Consider the following 19131-nt stretch of genomic DNA (forward strand, 5'->3'; position numbering starts at 1 on the left):
CGACCTTCCCTTCAGCCAAGGAACATGAAGATGACCGAACAGATCGAACAGAACGTCTATACGCAGGTGCTGGTCCGGGCCGCGACCGACGAGGCCTTTCGCGCCGCGCTGCTGTCGGATGCGACCGGCACGCTGAAGTCGCTGGGGGTTGAGATCCCCGAAGGGATCGAGATCAAGGCGGTGGAGGACACCGGCACGGTGTTTCATCTCATCGTCCCGCCGAAGATCTCGGAAGAGATGAGCGATGAGGAACTCGGCGCCGTCAATGGCGGGTGGTTCGGTCGCACTCTCGGGGCTGGCATCGGCGCTGCCTTCGGCGGGCTTCTGGCCACGGGTGTGATTGTAGGAACCGGGGGCAATGGGGCTCGTCAAGCGTCAGGGCTGGTCCGTGGCGGCGAGGCGACCGGGGCAAGAATCGGCGGCTCAATCTGAGAGGTGTGTGATGATCGAACAGAACGCCCATACGCAGGTGCTGGTCCGCGCTGCGACCGACGAGGCCTTTCGCGCCGCGCTGCTGTCGGATGCGACCGGCACGCTGAAGTCGCTGGGGGTTGAGATCCCCGAAGGGATCGAGATCAAGGCGGTGGAGGACACCCACGAGAGCCTCCATCTCGTCCTGCCGCCGATGGTCAGCGAGGACATGTCGGACGAGGAGCTTGCGGCGATCAATGGCGGCTTCCTGAAGCTCAAGCATCTGGCCGGTTTCGGCATCGGCGCCAGCGCCGTCATGATCGGAGGCGGCGCCTTGGCAATCATCGCGACGGGTGGGGCGGCCGCGCCCCTGGTCGGAGCGGCCATGATCGGCGGTGGCGTCGCCGGCGCGGTGATCGCGGATTGAACCAGGGAGCAGTAGCAATGACCGAACAGATCGAACAGAACGCTTACGCCCAATTCCTCGTCCGCGCTGCGACCGACGAGGCTTTCCGCGCCGCGCTGCTGGCGGATGCGAAGGGGGCACTGAAATCGCAAGGCGTCGAAATCCCCGAAGGGATCGAGATCACGGTGGTGGAGGATACGCCCGCGCAGCTTCACCTCGTTCTGCCGCCGAAACTGTCCGAGGAATTGTCCGCTGAAGAGCTTGAGACGATCAATGGCGGCTTCTTCGACAAGATCAAGATGAAGCATGTAACGGCCTTCATGACGGGCTACGGCACCACCATGGTTGCGGGCCTCCCCGTGATTATCATGACGCAAGGCGCTGCCTTTCCTGCGGTCAAGGCAGGAGCGGTCACCGTTGGCGTTGGCGCCGCGATTGCTGCGGACTGACGGATTGGATTGAGCAGAAGAGGCCGAGATGCGTGAGCAGAACGACCATATCCCCCCGGACCATGAAGTTCTTTCCGACGAAGAACTTGAAACCATCAGTGGCGGTTACGATTGGCCGCAGGGAATGTCTCGTAACGAGCGTCAGCTCATCCGGGATCGCATGCGGGCAGGGCAGCAGGTCATCTGGAATGAAACGGAGTTTGGCGGCTACCCCACGCTTAAGTAGGGGCAAGCGAGGGGATGCGGAGCCCTGCATCGGGCGCAATGCCGCATCCCGCCGCGGGTTGAAGGTGTTGGCGGATTCGGTCGGGATCGGCCCGCCGGCAGGAAAAAAGGGGAAAGCGATGGGGGCACTTGCTCCATGAGCCTGCCAGCTCTGCCTCAGCCTTTCGACGAAACGCGCCAGCCCAGCCATTACCTGCCGCGCGGCTACTGGGCCGGAGCGCTGGGTGCGCTTCTGGTCGTCGGCGCCGCGCTTGCCTGGTCGGTGGTCGGCACCGTCTCGGTCAAGGTTCAGGGGATGGGACAGATCCTGGCGGCGGGAGAGGCGCTCTATACCATCGCGATCCCGGTCGCCGGCCGGCTGGAGCAGATCTCCGTCGTCCCCGGGCAGAAGGTCGAGGCGGGCATGGTCATCGCCCGGATGGACGTGCGCGAGATCGAGGCGGAAATCCGCTCCGGCGAGCTGGCACGCGATCAGGCGGCGCGGGCGCTGGAGCGTCTGGGCGAGGCCAGCGAGCGGGAGAGAACCCACCGGATCGCCGCCTTCGAGGAGCAGGTGGCCGCGCTGGAGGAGGAGCGGCGTGTGCTGGTGCAGCGCTCGCGGCAATTGCAGGAACTGCTCACCAACCGGGAGAAACTGTTCGAGCGCGGGGTGATCCGCCGCCTGGACGTGGAGGATACCCGCAACACCTACAATGACGCCGCCCTGGCCCTGGCGCGGGTCGGCACCAGTCTTGCCCAGTTGCGCGCCGAACACGGAACCTTTCTCGACGCGCTGGCGGCGAAACTGCGTGCGGCCGAGGACGAACTGGCCGCGCGGGAAGCCCGTCTTGTCGTCCTGCTGGAGAGGCTGGATCACGACGAGGAGGTGCGCGCGCCCTATGCCGGGACGATTGCCGAGGTCTTCGCCGATCCTGGCGATATCCTCGGCGTCGGCCAGAAGCTCGCGGTGCTGGCGGCGTCGGGCGATCACAGCGTGGTCGCCGCGCAACATGGGATCGTCGTTGCCGGCGGTGCCCGTTTCGGTCTGCACGAGGAACTGGACGACGGCAACGCGGACGGGGCGGAGCTCATCGCCTTCCTCGACCCGGCACAAGGCTTGCGCGTGCAGCCCGGCATGCGTGCCCATGTCATTCCCGCCTCGATCAAGAAGGAGGAATTCGGCGCGATCCGCGCCGAGGTGGTGGCGATCAATCCGCGTCCGGTCAGCTACGATCAGGTCTATGCGCTCATCCGCAACGCGGAGATGGCCCGCCACTACACCCAGGCCGGTCCGCCGATCGTCGCGCGGCTGAAGCTCGTCACCGCCGACACGCCCAACGGCTTCGCGTGGTGGGGCGGGACCGGTCCCCAGTTCCCTGTCGAACGCGGGACACTGTCCAACGTCGAAATCGACGTTTTCCACCAGGCTCCGATCACCCTGGTGCTGCCGCTGTTGAAGCGCTGGCTGGAGTCGTAGCCAATGGCCCGCGCGCGGACCCCCACCATCCTGCAGATGGAAGCGGCCGAGTGCGGCGCGGCCTCGCTTGCCATGATCCTCGGGCATTTCCGGCGCTTCGTCGGACTGGAGGACCTGCGCGCGCGCTGCGGCGTGGACCGCAACGGCGCCAACGCGGCCAACATCCTGAAGGCCGCCCGCTCCTACGGTCTTGCCGCGAAGGGGCTGCGGCGGCCCGCCGAGGCCGCGCTCGCCGGCCCGTTTCCGGCCATCGTCTTCTGGGATTACAATCACTTCCTCGTGCTCGAAGGGGCGCGGGGGAAGACGGTGTTCCTGAACGATCCGGCGCATGGTCCGCGCGAGATGACGCGCGAGGACTTCTCCCGCCATTACAGCGGCGTGATGCTCGTCTTCGAGACCGGGGAAGGCTTTGCCGCCGGGGGGCGTCCGCCCGCCTTCTGGCCCCGGGTCAGGGAGATGGCGCGCGGGCTCGGCGAGCCGGCCGTTCTGGTCGTTCTTTACGCGCTGGTGCTGGCGGTCGCCGGACTGGCCGTGCCGGGCATGATCAAGACCTTCATCGACGGCGTATTGGTGCAGCGGTCTCCCGGCTGGGCCGGGCCGATCGTTCTCGGGCTGGCGGTGGCCGTGCTGGTGCAGGCCGGGGTGAGCCTGCTCACCCAGTCCTTGAGCCTGCGCGTGCATATGGCGCTGTTGCGCGGCCGCACCCTCGGTTTCGTCGAACATCTCCTGCGCCTGCCGGTGGCCTTCTTCGCCAGCCGCCACACGGGCGATCTGGTGTCGAGAACCGGCTCGGTGGAAACGGCCGCGCGGTTGGTGTCGCGCGATCTGTCCGGGGTCGGGCTCGACGGGCTTGCGGCGGTGTTCCTGTTCGCCCTGATGCTGGCCTACAGCCCGCTGCTCACCGCCATTGCCTTGCTGATGGTCCTGGTGAATCTCGGCGTCCTGCACATGGTGCGGCGGCGGCGCACCGATCTCGCCCTGCGCCTGCAGACCGAGGCCGCCAAGCTGTTTTCCGCCACGGTGACGGGCGTTGCCACCATCGAGACCATCAAGGCCGGCGGCAACGAGACCGGCGCCTTCGCCAAATGGGCGGGCCACCATGCCCGTGCATTGGAGGCGGAGCAAAGGTCGGCCCTGTTCGAACAGGGTTTTGCCGTGTTGACGCCCCTGACCACGGCGATCGCCGCGGCCTGCGTGCTGTTGGCCGGCTCGGTCGAGGTGATGGCCGGCAGTCTCACCGTCGGCGGGCTGGTGGCGTTTCAGGCCTTGATGGGGGCGTTTTCCGCCCATGCCTCCCACCTGGTGGAAACGGGCAGCAGCCTGCAGGCGGCGCGGGCCGATTTCGCGCGGTTGGCGGATGTCGAGGCGGCGCGGCAGGATTGGCGCTACGCCACGCCGGCCGCGACCGGGGAGCGGGCGCGCGGCCGCCTTGACATCGACGACGTCGCCTTTGCCTATGGTCCGCTCGACCCGCCCTTCATCGCCGATTTCTCCCTGTCGCTGGAGCCGGGACGGTCCGTGGCGCTGGTGGGCCATTCGGGCAGCGGCAAGAGCACCATCGGCTCGCTGGTCTGCGGGCTCTATCTGCCCAAGGCGGGCAGCATCCGCCTCGACGGCCGCCCGCTTGCCGACTGGCCGCGCGCCGATCTCTCCCATGCGCTGGCGCGGGTGGATCAGGACATCCGCCTGTTTTCCGGCACGTTGCGCGACAACATCACCCTGTGGGACGAGGAGATCCCGCTCGCCGACGTCCGGCGCGCCATGCAGGACGCCGGCCTCGGCGATTTCTCGCCCGACATGCCGCTCACCGAAGGCGGGCGCAATCTGTCCGGCGGCCAGCGTCAGCGCGTCGAAATCGCCCGCGCTCTGGTCCGGAACCCGGCGCTGCTGGTGCTCGACGAGGCGACCTCCGCGCTCGACGCGGTCAGCGAGGAACAGGTGATGGCGGCGGTCAGGGCGCGCGGCCTCACGCTGATTGTCGTGGCGCACCGGCTGTCCACCGTCCGCGACTGCGACGAGATCCTGGTGCTCGATCACGGGCGGATCGTGGAGCGGGGCAGCCATGCCGACCTGCTGGCGACGGGCGGGGCCTATGCCCGTCTGGTGAGGGAGATTTGACAGCCGTGGGGCTCGCTCTCGGAAAATTCCCGGAAGGATCCGGATCGCACGAGGTCGAGGGTCCGGATCGGGCGGCAGCCGCGTCCGCTCCGACCGGCCGGGCGCTCATCGAGGCGGTGTCGATCCTGGCCGAGCGCGAAGGGGTGGACCTGCCCGCCGACCGCACGGGCGACCTTGAGACCCTCGCCCGCCGCGCCGGACTGCTGCTGCGTCCGGTGACGCTGGGCGGCGAGTGGTGGCGCAGGTCCGGCCCGGATCTCCTCGCCCATGCCGCCGGGCGCCCCGTGGCGCTGGTTGCCGGCAGCGCGGGCTATGGCGTCGCGTCGTCGCCCTACAGTCCCCCGATCCCGCTCGACGCGGCCGGTGCGAGGGCCATCGCTCCGCAGGCGATCCAGCTCTATGCGCCGCTGCCGGCGCAGATCACCCGCTCCGCGCTGCTGTCCTTCACCTTGCGCGGCGTGGCGCGGGACGGGGCGACGCTCGCCCTGGCGGTCTTTCTGATGATGCTGGTGAGCCTGATCGCGCCGATCGCCATGGGAACCCTTGTCGGCACGGCGCTGCCGGACGGGCGCATGGGGATGGTCGGCGAGATGGTCTTCCTGCTCTGCGCCGGCGCGATCGGTGCGGCCGGTTTCCAGATCATGCGCTCGCTCACCCTGACGCGCATCCTCAACCGGGTCGACCTGCGGCTTCAGGCTGCCCTGTGGGGCCGTGTGCTCGACCTGCCGACGCGGTTCTTCCGCGATTATACCGTCGGCGATCTCGCCCAACGGGTCCTTGGCGTCGATCACGCCCGCCGGGCGCTGGGCGGGGCGGCGCTGGGCGGTTTGCTGGGAGCGGTCTCGGCCCTGGGCAGCCTCGTCCTGATGCTGACTTTCGACGCCCGGCTGGCCCTTTACGGATTGATCTACGGGGTGAGCGCGACGGCGCTCCTTGCCCTGCTCGGCTGGCTCCGCGTGCGGCGCGAAAGCAAGGTCTTCGCCGAAGTCGGTGCCACCTCCGGCCTCCTGGTCGAACTGTTCGGCGCCATCGGCAAACTGCGGATGAGCGGGGCGGAGGAGCGGGCGCTCGGGCGGTTTGCCGGCCTGTTCGAGAAACAGGTGCGCCGTCGCCTGGCGGCCGGGCGCATCGCCAATCTGGAGATGGTCTTCTCCACCCTGCTGTCGCCGGTGGGAATGCTCGGCATCTTCCTCCTGGTGGGGCGCGACGGCATCACGCTGGCGACGTTCGCCGCGTTCAACGTCGCCTTCGGGCAGTTCGTGGGCGGGCTTGCCAGCCTCAGCCAGACGATGAACGCCGCGCTGGTGGCCGCGCCGCTGCTCGCCCGCGCCCGGCCGGTCTTCACCCAGGCTCCCGAGACGCTGCATTCCAACGCCCCGCCGCCGGTGCTTTCGGGTCGTATCACCCTGAACGGCGTCGACTTCGCCTATGACGACAAGCGCAGCCTCACGCTCTCCAACATCGATCTCGACATCGCGCCGGGCGAGTTCGTGGCGATTGTCGGGGCGTCCGGGTCGGGCAAGTCCACGTTGATGCGCCTGATGCTGGGCTTCGAGACCCCGCGCGCGGGACAGGTTCTGTATGATGGCGAGGCCCTGTCGGGCATGGATCTGCGCCTGCTGCGCCGCCAGATCGGCGCGGTGATGCAGACGGTCGAACTCACGCCCGGCTCGCTCTACGAGAACATCGCCGCCTCCAGCATGGCCAGTCGTGACGAGGTGATGGCCGCCGCCCGCGCCGTCGGGCTGGCGCCGCTTGTCGAGCGGTTGCCGATGGGGCTGGAAACCGTGGTGACCGAGGGCGGCAGCACCTTCTCGGGCGGTCAGCGGCAGTTGATCCTGATTGCCCGCGCCCTGGTGCGCCGGCCGCGCATCGTGCTGTTCGACGAGGCCACCAGCGCGCTGGACAACGCCACCCAGGCCATCGTGTCCGATGCCATCGACAGGATCGAAGCCACCCGTATCGTCATCGCCCACCGGCTTTCGACGATCCGCCATGCCGACCGGATCATCGTCATGGACAAGGGACGGATCGTCGAGGAAGGGCGCTTCGATACGCTGCTGGCCCGCGGCGGAGCCTTCCACCATCTGGCGCAGAGGCAGATGCTGTAGCCGGACCCTGGAAAGGCGCGCCTTGCGGATTTCACTCCGGGCAGGAGCCGTCTATAAGACGCCGCGCGAGGGGGCGTGCTGGAGCGACGAGGGGAGGCCCCGGCGTTAAGCGCCGCGTTGCCACCATGGAGATTGCAGGACGTGACCACCTTCTATGTCGATGCCGATGCCTGTCCGGTGAAGTCGGAGGTGGAGCGGGTTGCGACCCGGCTCGGCATTGCGGTGGTGCTGGTCTGCAACGGCGGTATCCGCCCGCCCGGCAACCCGCTCGTCTCGCTGAGGATCGTCGCCGAGGGGCCGGACATGGCCGACAAGTGGATCGCCGAAGAGTGCGGTCCCGGCGACATCGTGGTCACCTCGGACCTGCCGCTTGCTGACCGCTGCCTGAAGGCGGGCGCGCATGTGGTGCAGCATGACGGGCAGATCCTCGACGCCGCGAATATCGGCGGCCGGCTGGCGACCCGCGATCTGATGCAGGACATCCGCGCGGCGGACCCGTTTCACCAGGGTGGCGGCCGGGCGTTTTCGAAAGCCGACCGGTCGCGCTTCCTGCAGTCGCTGGACCGGCTGGCGCGGCTGGCGCTGAAACGCGGATAGCGGTCAGCGGTCGCCGCCGGCGCGGGCCAGCACCGCCAGCCCGTCATTGGCGAGCAGACGCACCTCGCCGCGCGACTGGGCGATCCAGCCGCGGCGCTGGAACTCCGACAAGGTCCGCGAGACGACTTCCCTGGCCGTGCCCAGTTCGGTGCCGAGCACCTGATGGGTGGCGCGGACCACGCCGTCGGCATCGGGCAGTTCCAGCAGCCGTGCGGCGAGCCGCACGTCCATGCGCTGGAACACGATGTGGTCGATCAGGGTGAACAGGTCGATGATGCGGCGCGAATAGGCCTTGAACACGAAATCCCGGAACAGCGGCGAGCGGCCGACGAGATCGTCGAAGGTCGCCCGCGGGATGGCAACGGCGCGCAGGTCGGTTTCGGCGACGCCGTCGGCGGAATAGTCCTCGAAGGCGAGCATGCAGGCGGTGGTCAGCACGCAGCTTTCGCCGGCGTGCACCCGGTAGAGGAACACTTCGCGGCCGGTTTCCGACCGCTGCTGCACCCGCACCGTTCCCTCCAGCAGCAGCAGCAGACTGTCCGCTGTCTGGCCGGGGCCGAAGACCTGCGTCCCGGCGGGAATCTCGACCACCTGGCTGCCGTTCACCAGGTCGTCGCGCAAGGGTTGCGGCAGGCCGCTCAGGGCCTCGAACTGCTCGATCCAGGCTCCCGCCGTTTCGCTCATCTCGTCACTCCCGTCAGTGCGCGCATTTGACTGTCCGCATCGGCCCGAAAACCGCGTCCGGTTGTCGGGCCGATGCCGTAGGACACTGTTTACAGGCTGCGCGTCGAGAAATACCAGTCCTTCGTCTCGTAGCCCTCGCTCATCCGGGCTTCGGCGGCCTGAACCGTCTGCGGCGTCGGAACGATCACCGCGTCGCCGGGCTTCCAGTTCTCGGGGGTCGCCACCTGATGTGCGATCGAGGTCTGCAGCGCCTCGACCAGCCGGTGGATCTCGTCGACCGAGCGGCCGTTGGTCATCGGGTAATAGATCATGGCGCGCAGGACGCCGTCCGGATCGATCACGAAGGTGGCGCGAACCGCCTGGGTGTCGGAGGCGCCGGGCTGGATCATGCCATAGGCCTGGGCCACCTTCATGTCGAGATCGGCGATGATCGGGAACGGGATGTCCTGGCCGAAGGTCTCCTTGATCGAGCGCACCCAGGCGATATGCGCGTAGTGGCTGTCGATGGAGAGGCCGAGCAGTTCGGTGTTGAGCGCGGCGAAGTCGCCGGCGCGGCGGGCGAAGGCCATGAACTCGGTGGTGCAGACCGGGGTGAAGTCGGCCGGATGCGAGAACAGGATCAGCCACTTGCCGCGATAGTCGGCCAGCGACAGCGGGCCGTGGGTGGTCAGGGCGTTGAAGTCCGGCGCCGGTTCGTTCAGGCGGGGCAGGGCGGTGGCGGTCTGTTCGGGTTGGGAGGAAAGGGTCATCTGCGTGTCTCCGCGTTCGAGTGATGCGGAGACCCTATCGGCGCTGGCGCTATGTGGGAAATTGATTTAAAAATCGATCGCTATCGAAAAAGGCGATGATCAATGCTGAAGACCCGACAACTCCACTATCTCGTCGCCCTTGCCGACACGCTGAATTTCTCGCGCGCCGCCGAGGCCTGCCACGTCACCCAGTCGACGCTGTCGAGCGGGCTGAAGGAGCTCGAGCAGGGCTTGGGCGTGCAACTGGCCGAGCGCACGCCGCATTCGGTGCTGATGACGCCGCTCGGCGTGGAGGTCGTGGCCCGCGCCCGCGATGTGCTGACGCGGTTGCATGATATCGAGGAGCTGGCCCGGTCGCAGGCCGGCGACGGCGCCGGGCTTCTCAGGCTCGGGACGATCCCGACCGTCGGCCCCTTCCTTACCCCGCGGGCGCTGCCGCTCATTCGCCAGGCCTTTCCGAAGATGAAGGTGTTCCTGCGCGAGGAACTGACGGCGGACCTGCTCGCCGGGCTTGTCGAGGGGCGGCTCGACCTGGCGGTGCTCGCGCTGCCGCACGATCTGCCGCCGCAGGTGCATGCCGAGGTGCTGTTCGAGGACGGTTATCGGCTGGTCTGTCCCCGCCAGCACCCGCTGGCCAATCTGCGCAGCGCCACGGCCGGGGATCTGCACGGGCGCCGGCTGCTGCTGCTGGAACGGGGGCACTGCCTGCAGCGCCACGCCCTGTCGAGCTTCCCGCAGGCGCAGCTCGGCGAGGACGAGAGCCTTGCGGCCACCAGCCTGCCGACGCTGGTGGCGATGGTCGAGGAAGGACTCGGCCTGACCCTGCTGCCGGACCTTGCGGTCGATGCGGGGGCGCTCAAGGGGCACGATGTCGCGCTGGCCGCCCTGCCCGATGCCTGTCCGCGCCGCGTCGCCCTGGTCTGGCGCAAGAGCTCGTCCAAGGGCGCGCTCTACAGCCGGATCGGTGCGTGCCTGCGCCAGGCGCGCGCGCGTGTCGGCGAGGCGACCGGCGCGGGCCGGGAGGGTGGGCGCGAAGCGGTGGAGACCGCCGCGCCGGGATAGCCGGCGCGGCGGCGCACCGAGGACGGCAGCGGGGGCCGGGCGCGTGACCCCCTCCCGCCGTCTTCGACCCCTGCGGTCAGAAATCGAGGATGCGGGTGGCCGGATCCAGGATCCGCGCCGCCATCTCCTCCGGCTTGGCGACGCCGACGCCGTCGAGCAGTGCCGCCGGCTCCAGCCCCTTGCCGGGCAGGTAGATGGCGCAGACCTCGACGGTCGCGCCGGCCTTCTCGCGGATCGTCTGCATCAGCCCTTGCGGGCTCATGCCGCGCGGCGGCTGGCCGGCGGTGGCGCTGTCCGGCGCTTCCTTCAGGGCGATGTCGGCGGCCGGGCCGCACAGCATGATGTGGACGGAGGCGCCCTGCTGGGCGGCCTGCATGGTCAGCACCATGGCCATCAACTGGGTCTGCGGTTCGGCCGCGGTGACGATGGTCACCAGCTTCTGCCGGTCCTCGGCGGCGGCCTGGCCGGCACCGATCACGGTGCCGAACGCGGTTGCGGCCAGCAGGGCGGCGGCGATGATCTTTGCTTTCATGGGTCCGTTTCCTTGTATGGGTGTGTTCGGGCGGTTGCTGCTCACGCCGGCTCGCCGTCGCCGCCGGTCGTCATGAACTTGGCGCTGTAGGTCTTCTCGCCGAGACGCTCGATCAGGCCGAGCTGCAGCTCGAGCCAGCTCTTGTGGCCCTCCTCGTCGAGCACGATCTTCTCGAACAGTGTCCGGGTGCCGATATCGCCGATCTCGTTGGCATGCTGCGCGGCGCTGGTGTAGCAGGCGATCGCCTCTTCCTCGTCGGCAAGATCGGACTTGAACATGTCGACCAGCGTTGCGGCTCTTTTCGGCGGCTTGCCGAAGGCCAGTTCGGGCGTGCCCTTCAGGAACATGATGCGCTCCATGAAAGCGTCGAGATGGCCGAGTTCCTCCTGCATCTCCGCGCGCATCTGAACGGCCAGCTTCGAGAGGCCCCAGTCCTCCAGCACATGGGCGTGGAGCTGGTACTGGTGCGCCGCGGTCAGTTCCATGGCGACGGCCTTTTGCAGAAACTCGATGGTCTTGGTGTTCGACATGGGATCTCTCCTCGTTCACTCGGGTTGACAGATCTGGTGGGCGATGGCCGCCCGCGCGGTGCGGACCGCGAGGGCGAGAATGGTGAGGACCAGCAGGGCGAGCAGCACCAGGCCGAGCCCCCGATGCAGGTCCGATCCCGTCAGCGCGGCGAAGCGGAAGCTGGCGGTGGTGATCGCCGCCAGCGGGAAGGACAGCGCCCAGAAGGACAGGACGAAGGGCAGCCGCAGCAAGGCTGGAACCTGGATGGCGACCAGCGCGGTGAAGAAGAAGCCGGCATTGATGAGGATGCGTGCGGCGGCGTCGATGGTGCCGCCGTTGAACTGGATCCAGGCGAGGAAGGCGACGGCCGGCGGCGCGATCAGGATGACCAAGGTCGGGCGCAGCCGCTCGGGCAGGGGATCGTGGAAGACCAGCCGGTTGACGACGAGCGTCAGCAGCACGATCCAGAACAGGATGCCGACGGAGAAGAAGTACCAGCTCAGTTCGGCATGGCCGAGGGGCACGCCGGCCAGCGGGGCAACGACATTGCCGACGGCCGGGATGAACCAGGCCGGCGACAGGTGCCCCGGCCCGAAGGCGCGGTGGCCGATCCAGACCGAGATGACGACCAGCGTCAAGACGCCCTGCACCGCCGCCCCGGCGATCCAGATCAGGTTCGCCGCCGCCGGCGCCGCCTCGCGCAGGAAGGTGGCCAGCAGCAGCAGCGAGATGCTCGTCGCCGGGAAGAAGGCGAGGCGGACGGGGTGCGACCATTCGGCCCGGATCGCCGCCGGATGCCGCAGCACCTTGAGCCCGAGCACCAGGAACAGGACGGCAAGCACGGCGATGCCGGTCCAGCCGGTCGCTTGCGAGGCGCGCTCGAAGCCGCCCGCGTGCAGCGCCAGGGCGAGGCCGAAGACGCCCATGCTGACGCCGAAGAAGCTGATCGGAAAGTGCTCCAGCCGCGACCGGGGTTCGGCCGCGTGTGCCTCGATGGTGGTCATGTATCGGTTCTTTCGGTGGTGTCCGCCGAAGCGGAAGGCCGCAGACGGGGGCCGGAAACGGGCCCTAAAACGGGACCTGAAACGGGCCCTGAAACGGGAAAGAACGGGAGGCGACCGGTCGGCCTCCCGTCCTTGCGGCAGCGGTGTTCGGTCAGCGCGGCCAGCGGTCGTCGCGCTCCTCGGCGAGGGCGCGGTCACGCTGCATTTCCAGCCACATGGCGTTCATGACCGCGAAGATCGCGGCGAGCGGCAGGCCGAGCAGCCAGGCGAAGTACCACATTGCGAACCCCTTCCTCAGTAGACGTTTTCGGAGTTTTCGCTGACCTCGGCCTCTGTGACCTTGCCCCACAGCACCTTGTAGACCCAGGCGGTGTAGGCGAGGATCAGCGGCATGAAGATCACCGTCGTCACCAGCATCACGAACAGCGTCTGATGCGAGGACGAGCTGTCCCACACGGTGAGCGAGCTGCGCGGGTCGAGCGACGACGGCAGGATGAAGGGAAACATCGTCAGGCCGACCGAGGAGATCGCGCCGAAGATGCCGAGCTTCGACCACAGCAGGGTCGAGACCTCGCGGCCGCTCAGCAGGCCCCTGACCGCCAGGCCGGTGCCGAGGAAGGCAAGGACCGGCGCGATGGCGATCCACGGCCGCTCGCCATAGGCCGAAAGCCAGCTTGCGGTGCGTTCAACCTCGGAATAGAGCGGGTTGGACGGGCCGTCGGTGACGACCTCGCCGACCAGCGCATAGCCCTCGATCCCGAAGGCCAGCCACAGGCCGGCCAGGGCATAGCCGCCCATGGTGAGAAGCCCGGTGACGGCGCCGATCTGCCGCGCCCGCTCGGCGACCGCCCCTTCCGCCTTCAGCGACAGCCAGGCCGCGCCATGGGTGACCAGCATCGTCAGGGAGACGATCCCGGCAAGCAGGGCGAAGGGGTTCAGCAGGCCGATGAACTTGGCGTAATAGGCGCCCTCGTAGCGGGCGAACAGGTTGGGGGTCAGTTCGAAGGGCACGCCCTGCAGCACGTTGCCGACCGCCACGCCGAAGATCAGCGCCGGCACCGCGCCGCCGACGAAGAGCGCCCAGTCCCAGCCGTTGCGCCAGGCCGGCGACGACCGCTTGGAGCGGTACTTGAAGCCGACGGGCCGCAGGATCAGCGCCGCCAGGACCACGAACATGGCGAGGTAGAAGCCGGAGAAACTGACCGCGTAGAGCGGTGGCCAGGCGGCGAAGATCGCGCCGCCGCCGAGGATGAACCACACCTGGTTGCCTTCCCAGACCGGGCCGACCGTGTTGATCGCCACCCGCCGTTCGGTGTCGGTGCGGGCGACGAAGGGCAGCAGGGCGCCGACCCCCATGTCGAAGCCGTCGGTCATGGCGAAGCCGATCAGCAGCACGCCCAGCAGCAGCCACCAGACCACGCGCAGCAGTTCGTAACTCATGAGTTCGTAGAGGATCATGATCTTTACTCCGCGGGTGCGGCGGCCGGCAGGGGCGCGCCGCCACGATCGAGAAGGCGGCGCCGGTGCTGCGCTTCCCAGGCGTCGGTGACATCGACATCCTGCGTCGGGCCCTTGCGGATGTATTTCAGCATCAGCCCCATCTCGATGACGAATAGCACCGTGTAGAACAGCACGAAGCCGGCCAGCGTCAGCAGGACGTCCTGCACCGACAGGTGGCTGACCGAGAGCGCCGTCGGCAGCACGCCGTCGACGGTCCAGGGCTGGCGCCCGTATTCGGCGACGAACCAGCCCAGTTCGGCGGCGATCCAGGGCGTGGGAATGATCGCGACCGCCGCGCGCAGCGCCCAGCGGGGATAGGCATGGGCGCGGAAGCTGGCATACCAGAAGAAGTAGACCATCACCGCGATGAAGCCGAAGCCGAGGCCGACCATGATCCGGAACGCCCAGAACAGCGGCCAGACGGTGGGAACCGTGTCCTGCGCCGCTTTGGCGATCAACTCGTCGGAGGCGCCGCGCGGGTCCTCGACATAGCGCAGCAGCAGGAAGGCATAGCCGAGGTTGCCGCCATGCTCCTCGAAGGTCTCGCGGATCTCCGCCGGCGTGTCGCTCCGCTGTTCGCGGATGGTCATCAGCGCGTCATAGGCGATGATGCCGGAGCGGATGCGCCGGTCCGATTCCGCGACCAGGTCCTCGATGCCGGGGATCTCGCGGGTCAGCGAGCGGGTGCCGATCAGGCCCATCACCCAGGGGATCTCGACGGCGTAGCGGGTCTCGCGCGCCTCCTGGTCGGGAATGCCGACAAGGGTGAACGAGGCCGGTGCCTCATGGGTCTGCCACATGCCTTCCATGGCGGCGAGCTTCATGCGCTGCGTATGGGTGGCGGAGTAGCCGGACTCGTCGCCGAGCACGACGACGGACAGGGCCGAGGCCAGCCCGAAGGAGGCGGCGACGGCGATCGACCGGCGGGCGAGTTCGACGTGGCGGTCCTTCAGCAGATACCAGGCCGAGACGCCGAGGACGAAGACCGAGGCGGTCACGTAGCCGGCCGAGACGGTATGCACGAACTTGGCCTGCGCCACCTCGTTGAACATGACCTCGAAGAAGGAGGTCATCTCCATGCGCATGGTCTCGGGGTTGAACACGGCGCCGACCGGGTTCTGCATCCAGCCGTTGGCGATGAGGATCCACAGGGCCGAGAAGTTCGAGCCGATCGCCACCAGCCAGGTCACCGTCAGGTGGCCGACCTTGGAGAGCTTGTCCCAGCCGAAGAAGAACAGGCCGACGAAGGTTGCCTCCAGGAAGAAGGCCATCAGGCCCTCGATGGCCAGCGGTGCGCCGAAAATGTCGCCGACATAGTGGCTGTAATAGGACCAGTTCATGCCGAACTGGAATTCCATGGTGATGCCGGTGGCGACGCCGAGGACGAAATTGATCCCGAACAGCGTTCCCCAGAATTTGGTCATCTGCCGCCAGATCGGGCGGCCGGTCATGACATAGACCGTCTCCATGATCGCGACGATGACCGACAGGCCCAGCGTCAGCGGCACGAAGAGAAAGTGGTACATGGCTGTCATCGCGAATTGCAGGCGCGACAGCTCGACGACATCGAGTTCCATCGGACTCTCCCGAACGTCCGGCCGCGATCGCCAGCGCGTAAGCGATCGGTGCCGGGGTGTTGAGGTTCGGGGATCTGGTTAGCGCGCCGGCCGTCGCCGCGACGGTGACATGGTCACCGAGGATGCGCCGCTCGCGACCCGGTCACCGGGCGAGGCGCAGCCGCTGTCCGAACACCGGGTGTTCGCCGCCCCGATGCAGGGCCGCCAGCAGCGCGGTCTCGGGCAGCGCCCGGCGCAGGCCGGCGAGCACCCTCTCGGCCGTCGCCTCGTCGAGGCCCTCGGTCGGCTCGTCGAGCAGCAGAAGCCTTGGACGCCGGAGAATGGCGCGGGCGAGCGACAGCCGCCGCGCCTGTCCACCCGACAGGCCCGCGCCGCGCTCGCCGAGCCGGACGCCAAGGCCGCCGCGCTCGTCGATCGCGGCGGCGAGATCCATCGCCTCCAGCGCCGCCCATATCTGCGTGTCCGTTGCCGGCCCGGCGAGCGTCAGATTGTCGCGCACGCTGCCGGCGATCAGGGCGCTGCGCTGCGGCACCATCGTGACGATGTCGCGGAACAGATCCTCCGGCCAGTCCAGTGGCGGCCGGCCGAGCACCCGGATCTCGTCGGCGGGCGCGTCGGTCATGCCGGCGATCCGCAGCAGCAGCGTGGTCTTTCCGGCGCCGCTCGGCCCTTCCAGCGCCGCTGCCTCGCCGGCATGGAGCATCAGCGAGAGCGGGCCGCGGCGCCAGTCCAGCAGCGGCGCGCCGGCCGCCGGGACGGGGGGCGCCGGATCACGGTCCTGATCCCGGTCCTGATCCCGATCCGGGGCGGGGCCGCGCGCGCGCGGGCCGGGGTCGTCCTGCAGGATCCGCTCGGCGGCGCCGAGCATGCGTCCCAGCTCCGCGAAGCCGCGCCGCAACGGCAGGACGGTTTCCGCCAGCGCCAGGGCGACGAACAGTCCGATGGCGGCGGCGGCGGCGTCGACATCGCCGCGCTGCACCAGCCAGCCGCCGGCCAGCAGCGCCAGCGCGGCGACGAGGGCGACGACCAGCGACAGCAGGGCGCCGGCCTCCCGCTCGCTGCGGTCGAGCTCCCGCGCCGCCGCCCGCGCCTGCCGCTCCACGTCGAGGAGCGCCGTCTCGCGCGCCCCGAGCGTTCCCGTCAGGATCAGCGCCTCGCGGTCGCGCAGCATGTCGATCAGCCCGCGGCGCAGCGTCTGGGCGCGGTCTTCCGCCGCGGCCGAGGGGGCGATGCCGCGCCGGGCCAGGCGCCGCAGCACCAGCGCGGCGAGCGGCAGGTAGCCGAGCAGGACCAGCCAGGCAACCAGCCAGTCGACCAGCAGGCCGAGCGCCAGGAAGACCACCGCATGGGTCGCCAGCCCGGCCAGCACCGGCAGCAGCAGGCGCAGCACGATGCCGTCGAGCGCGTCCACATCCGCGACGATCCGCGTCAGGTTCGCTTCGCCGCGCAGCCGCGCCAGGGCGCGTGCATCGAGCCCGGCCTGCCGCCTGAGCAGGTCGACGCGCAGCGCCGCGAGCGCGCGCAAGGTGGCGTCGTGGGTCAGCACCCGTTCGCCGTAACGTGCGGCGGTGCGGCCGAGGGCCAGCAGACGGACGCCGGCGGAGGGGCGGAACACGTCGAAGGCGATGCCGATGCCGGCAAGGCCGGCGAGGCCCGTTGCGGTGATGAACCAGCCGGACAGGCCGAGCAGGGCGGCGCCCATCAGCAGCACCACGACGGTCAGCGCGGCGCCGCGCGCCATCGCCCGGGGCGAGGCCGACACCAGCAGGCGCGCCACGCGCAGCAGCGGCGTCATGGGGTGATCTCCACGGTGCGGTCGGCCACCGCGATCAGCGCCGGGTCGTGCGTCGCGACGATCACCGTTCGCCCGCCCGCCTTGAGCTGTCGCAGCGCCGCGATGATCATCGCCGCCGTTTCGCTGTCCAGGTCGGCGGTCGGCTCGTCGGCGAGCAGGAGGTCGCCGCCGGTGAGGATGGCACGGGCGAGCATCAGCCGGCGCGCCTCGCCGCCGGAGACGCCGCCGCCGGTCTCGCCGAGCCGGGTCCGCAGTCCCGCCGGCAGGTGCTCGACCACCTGCCGGGCGCGGGCGAGGTCGAGCGCGTGCCAGGGATCGGCGCCCTCGCCGAGCGGGTCGAGATAGTCGGCGAGCATCTGGTCGGGGAAATGCGGCGCCTGCGCCATATAGGCGAGGCGGGCGCGCCAGGCATCGGCGGTCGAGGGGCCGAGCCGCCGGCCGCAGACGGTGATGCGCCCGGCGGCGAGCGGCACCAGTCCGGCGATGGCGGCGAGCGTCGTCGATTTGCCGGCGCCGCTCGGCCCGCTTAAGGCGATCAGCGCGCTGCCGGCGACGGCGAAGGCGGGCAGCGGCAGGGCGCGGGCGGGCAGGGCGGCGACCGCGCCGGAGAGTTCGAGCGACATCGGGCCGGCAAGCGGTGCGGCGGGCTCGCCCTGGCCGACCACGGTGACGCGTTCGGCGCGGTCGAACGCTTCCAGCTCGGCGACCACGGCCTGGCCGGCGGCGCGGTCATGCCAGGCGGCGGCCAGGTCCCGCAGCGGCTGGAAGAACTCGGGGGCGATCAGCAGCAGGAACACGCCCTCGCCCAGGGTCAGCGGCGCGCCCCAGGTGCCGAAGCCGATCTCGCCGAGCAGGCTGAAGCCGACGAAGACCGCGACCATGGCAACGCCGATCGCCGAGAACAGTTCCATCACGGTGGAGGACAGGAAGGCGATGCGCAGCACCGCCATCGTCCGCTCGCGCAGGGCCTCGGCACGGGCGGAAAAATCCTGCGCCGCGCGGTCGGCGGCGCCGAGCAGGCGGATGTCGAGCAGGGCCGACAGGCGGTCCATCAGCATGTCGTTCATGGTGCCGATCTCGGCCAGTTGCCGGCGGGAGGCGGCTTCGGCGGCCATGCCGACCAGCGCCATGAACACCGGGATCAGCGGCCCGGCGACCAGCAGCACCAGACCGATGGCCCAGGAGATCGAGAAGGTCAGCAGCAGCAGCAGCGCCGGCAGCACCGCGACCCGCGTCATCGCCACATGGTAGCGCGTGATCCAGGGCTGCAGCAGCGGCAGCTTCTGCAAGGCCAGCGCCGCGACGGCGGCGGAGCCTTCGGGGGCGCGGGCGCGGGCCTCGCGCAGCAGCAGCGCCTGGCGCTCGCGGGCGATGGTCCGGTCGGCGGCCTCGAACAGCAGGCGGCCGCTCCGGTGCTCGAGCCCGGCGCGGACCAGAGCGCCGATGCCGATGGCGAGCGCGGCCGCGAGGCTGCGGGCAAGCACATCCGTGCCGGTCGCCCAGCCGGCGATCGCCCAGGCGATGGCGGCGGCCTGCAGCGGCCAGATCATGCCGGCGAGCACGGCCAGCAGTCCGGCCCGGCGCAGCTCCGCCCGTACCGGGGCGATGATCCGTGCCCGCGCGTCCCGTTCCGACGCGCCCCCTTCCGGCGCGCCCCGTTCCGGTGGGGCGGCGGTCGGCCGTTCGGGGCTGTCCATGGTCCCGTGCTCTCCCGAGCCGCCCTGACAGGTCGGCATCCTGCGATGGAATGGGTTTGATCTCACAGTCGCAATCCCGGGCCGCTCGGCACGACGTCCGGCCGGGATGCCATGCACCGCCCCGCGGGAACGGTGACAATGTCACCGTGGCGTCCAGCGCGGGCGCGGATCCCCCGTGCCGATGCCGATCCGGCCCCTTGACCATGGCGACTGTTATGTTATCACGTCTATGTAAATGTTACCCTGTA

At 69.3% G+C, this 19131-nt stretch carries 19 protein-coding genes; 9 read left to right on the top strand and 10 right to left on the bottom strand.

Annotated features, from left to right (window positions below):
* The first annotated feature begins 30 nt into the window (after positions 1-30).
* The 8 genes from P2PM1_RS04105 to P2PM1_RS04140 all read left to right on the top strand — a co-directional run bounded on the left by P2PM1_RS04105 (position 31) and on the right by P2PM1_RS04140 (position 7773).
* Positions 31-432 carry an NHLP leader peptide family RiPP precursor gene (locus P2PM1_RS04105; RefSeq protein WP_186398214.1) on the top strand — a complete coding sequence of 134 codons (402 nt, stop codon included), beginning with the start codon at positions 31-33 and terminating at the stop codon, positions 430-432.
* A 10-nt stretch (positions 433-442) separates the two neighbouring features.
* A complete protein-coding gene (locus tag P2PM1_RS04110) occupies positions 443-838 on the top strand; it encodes an NHLP leader peptide family RiPP precursor (protein WP_186398215.1) in 396 nt (131 codons plus the stop codon).
* A 17-nt stretch (positions 839-855) separates the two neighbouring features.
* On the top strand, positions 856-1266 hold the full coding sequence (locus tag P2PM1_RS04115) for an NHLP leader peptide family RiPP precursor (RefSeq protein ID WP_186398216.1): 411 nt from the start codon (positions 856-858) through the stop codon (positions 1264-1266).
* A 28-nt stretch (positions 1267-1294) separates the two neighbouring features.
* Entirely contained in the window at positions 1295-1492 is a 198-nt protein-coding gene (locus tag P2PM1_RS04120) for a bacteriocin (protein WP_186398217.1), read from the top strand.
* Positions 1493-1627: 135 nt separating this feature from the next.
* Complete coding sequence (locus P2PM1_RS04125) at positions 1628-2947, top strand: biotin/lipoyl-binding protein (RefSeq protein WP_186398218.1); 1320 nt, start codon at positions 1628-1630, stop codon at positions 2945-2947.
* A gap of 3 nt (positions 2948-2950) precedes the next feature.
* The gene (locus tag P2PM1_RS04130; RefSeq protein ID WP_186398219.1) at positions 2951-5065 is read left to right on the top strand and encodes a cysteine peptidase family C39 domain-containing protein; all 2115 of its coding nucleotides are present in this window, start codon (positions 2951-2953) and stop codon (positions 5063-5065) included.
* 5 nt (positions 5066-5070) lie between these two features.
* Complete coding sequence (locus tag P2PM1_RS04135; RefSeq protein WP_186398220.1) at positions 5071-7176, top strand: ATP-binding cassette domain-containing protein; 2106 nt, start codon at positions 5071-5073, stop codon at positions 7174-7176.
* Positions 7177-7317: 141 nt separating this feature from the next.
* On the top strand, positions 7318-7773 hold the full coding sequence (locus P2PM1_RS04140; protein ID WP_186398221.1) for a YaiI/YqxD family protein: 456 nt from the start codon (positions 7318-7320) through the stop codon (positions 7771-7773).
* Positions 7774-7776: 3 nt separating this feature from the next.
* On the opposite strand, the gene P2PM1_RS04145 is transcribed toward P2PM1_RS04140, so the two are convergent.
* The gene (locus tag P2PM1_RS04145) at positions 7777-8457 is read right to left on the bottom strand and encodes a Crp/Fnr family transcriptional regulator (RefSeq protein ID WP_186398222.1); all 681 of its coding nucleotides are present in this window, start codon (positions 8455-8457) and stop codon (positions 7777-7779) included.
* Between the two features lie 89 nt (positions 8458-8546).
* Positions 8547-9206 carry a peroxiredoxin gene (locus P2PM1_RS04150; protein ID WP_186398223.1) on the bottom strand — a complete coding sequence of 220 codons (660 nt, stop codon included), beginning with the start codon at positions 9204-9206 and terminating at the stop codon, positions 8547-8549.
* A 102-nt stretch (positions 9207-9308) separates the two neighbouring features.
* On the opposite strand from P2PM1_RS04150, the gene P2PM1_RS04155 reads away from it, so the two are divergent.
* Positions 9309-10268, top strand: a complete 960-nt coding sequence (locus tag P2PM1_RS04155; protein WP_186398224.1) for a LysR substrate-binding domain-containing protein — start codon at positions 9309-9311, stop codon at positions 10266-10268.
* A 76-nt stretch (positions 10269-10344) separates the two neighbouring features.
* On the opposite strand, the gene P2PM1_RS04160 is transcribed toward P2PM1_RS04155, so the two are convergent.
* The 8 genes from P2PM1_RS04160 to P2PM1_RS04195 form a co-directional block, all read right to left on the bottom strand.
* Complete coding sequence (locus P2PM1_RS04160) at positions 10345-10800, bottom strand: DsrE family protein (protein ID WP_186398225.1); 456 nt, start codon at positions 10798-10800, stop codon at positions 10345-10347.
* 41 nt (positions 10801-10841) lie between these two features.
* Positions 10842-11330, bottom strand: a complete 489-nt coding sequence (locus P2PM1_RS04165; protein WP_186398226.1) for a bacterioferritin — start codon at positions 11328-11330, stop codon at positions 10842-10844.
* A 15-nt stretch (positions 11331-11345) separates the two neighbouring features.
* Complete coding sequence (locus P2PM1_RS04170; protein WP_186398227.1) at positions 11346-12314, bottom strand: SLAC1 anion channel family protein; 969 nt, start codon at positions 12312-12314, stop codon at positions 11346-11348.
* Between the two features lie 151 nt (positions 12315-12465).
* Positions 12466-12594 (bottom strand): cytochrome bd-I oxidase subunit CydX, encoded by a 129-nt coding sequence (cydX, locus tag P2PM1_RS04175; protein WP_186388236.1) that lies wholly within the window; start codon positions 12592-12594, stop codon positions 12466-12468.
* 14 nt (positions 12595-12608) lie between these two features.
* A complete protein-coding gene (gene cydB, locus P2PM1_RS04180; protein ID WP_186388235.1) occupies positions 12609-13772 on the bottom strand; it encodes a cytochrome d ubiquinol oxidase subunit II in 1164 nt (387 codons plus the stop codon).
* 5 nt (positions 13773-13777) lie between these two features.
* Positions 13778-15391 carry a cytochrome ubiquinol oxidase subunit I gene (locus P2PM1_RS04185; RefSeq protein WP_186398228.1) on the bottom strand — a complete coding sequence of 538 codons (1614 nt, stop codon included), beginning with the start codon at positions 15389-15391 and terminating at the stop codon, positions 13778-13780.
* Between the two features lie 142 nt (positions 15392-15533).
* Positions 15534-17186 (bottom strand): amino acid ABC transporter ATP-binding/permease protein, encoded by a 1653-nt coding sequence (locus P2PM1_RS04190; protein ID WP_186398229.1) that lies wholly within the window; start codon positions 17184-17186, stop codon positions 15534-15536.
* Positions 17183-18883, bottom strand: a complete 1701-nt coding sequence (locus P2PM1_RS04195) for an ABC transporter ATP-binding protein/permease (RefSeq protein ID WP_186398230.1) — start codon at positions 18881-18883, stop codon at positions 17183-17185. Before P2PM1_RS04195 ends, P2PM1_RS04190 begins: the two co-directional genes overlap by 4 nt.
* Positions 18884-19131 lie beyond the last annotated feature (248 nt).

Origin of the sequence: Stappia sp. P2PMeth1 (assembly GCF_900185735.1) — a bacterium.
GTDB lineage: Bacteria > Pseudomonadota > Alphaproteobacteria > Rhizobiales > Stappiaceae > Stappia.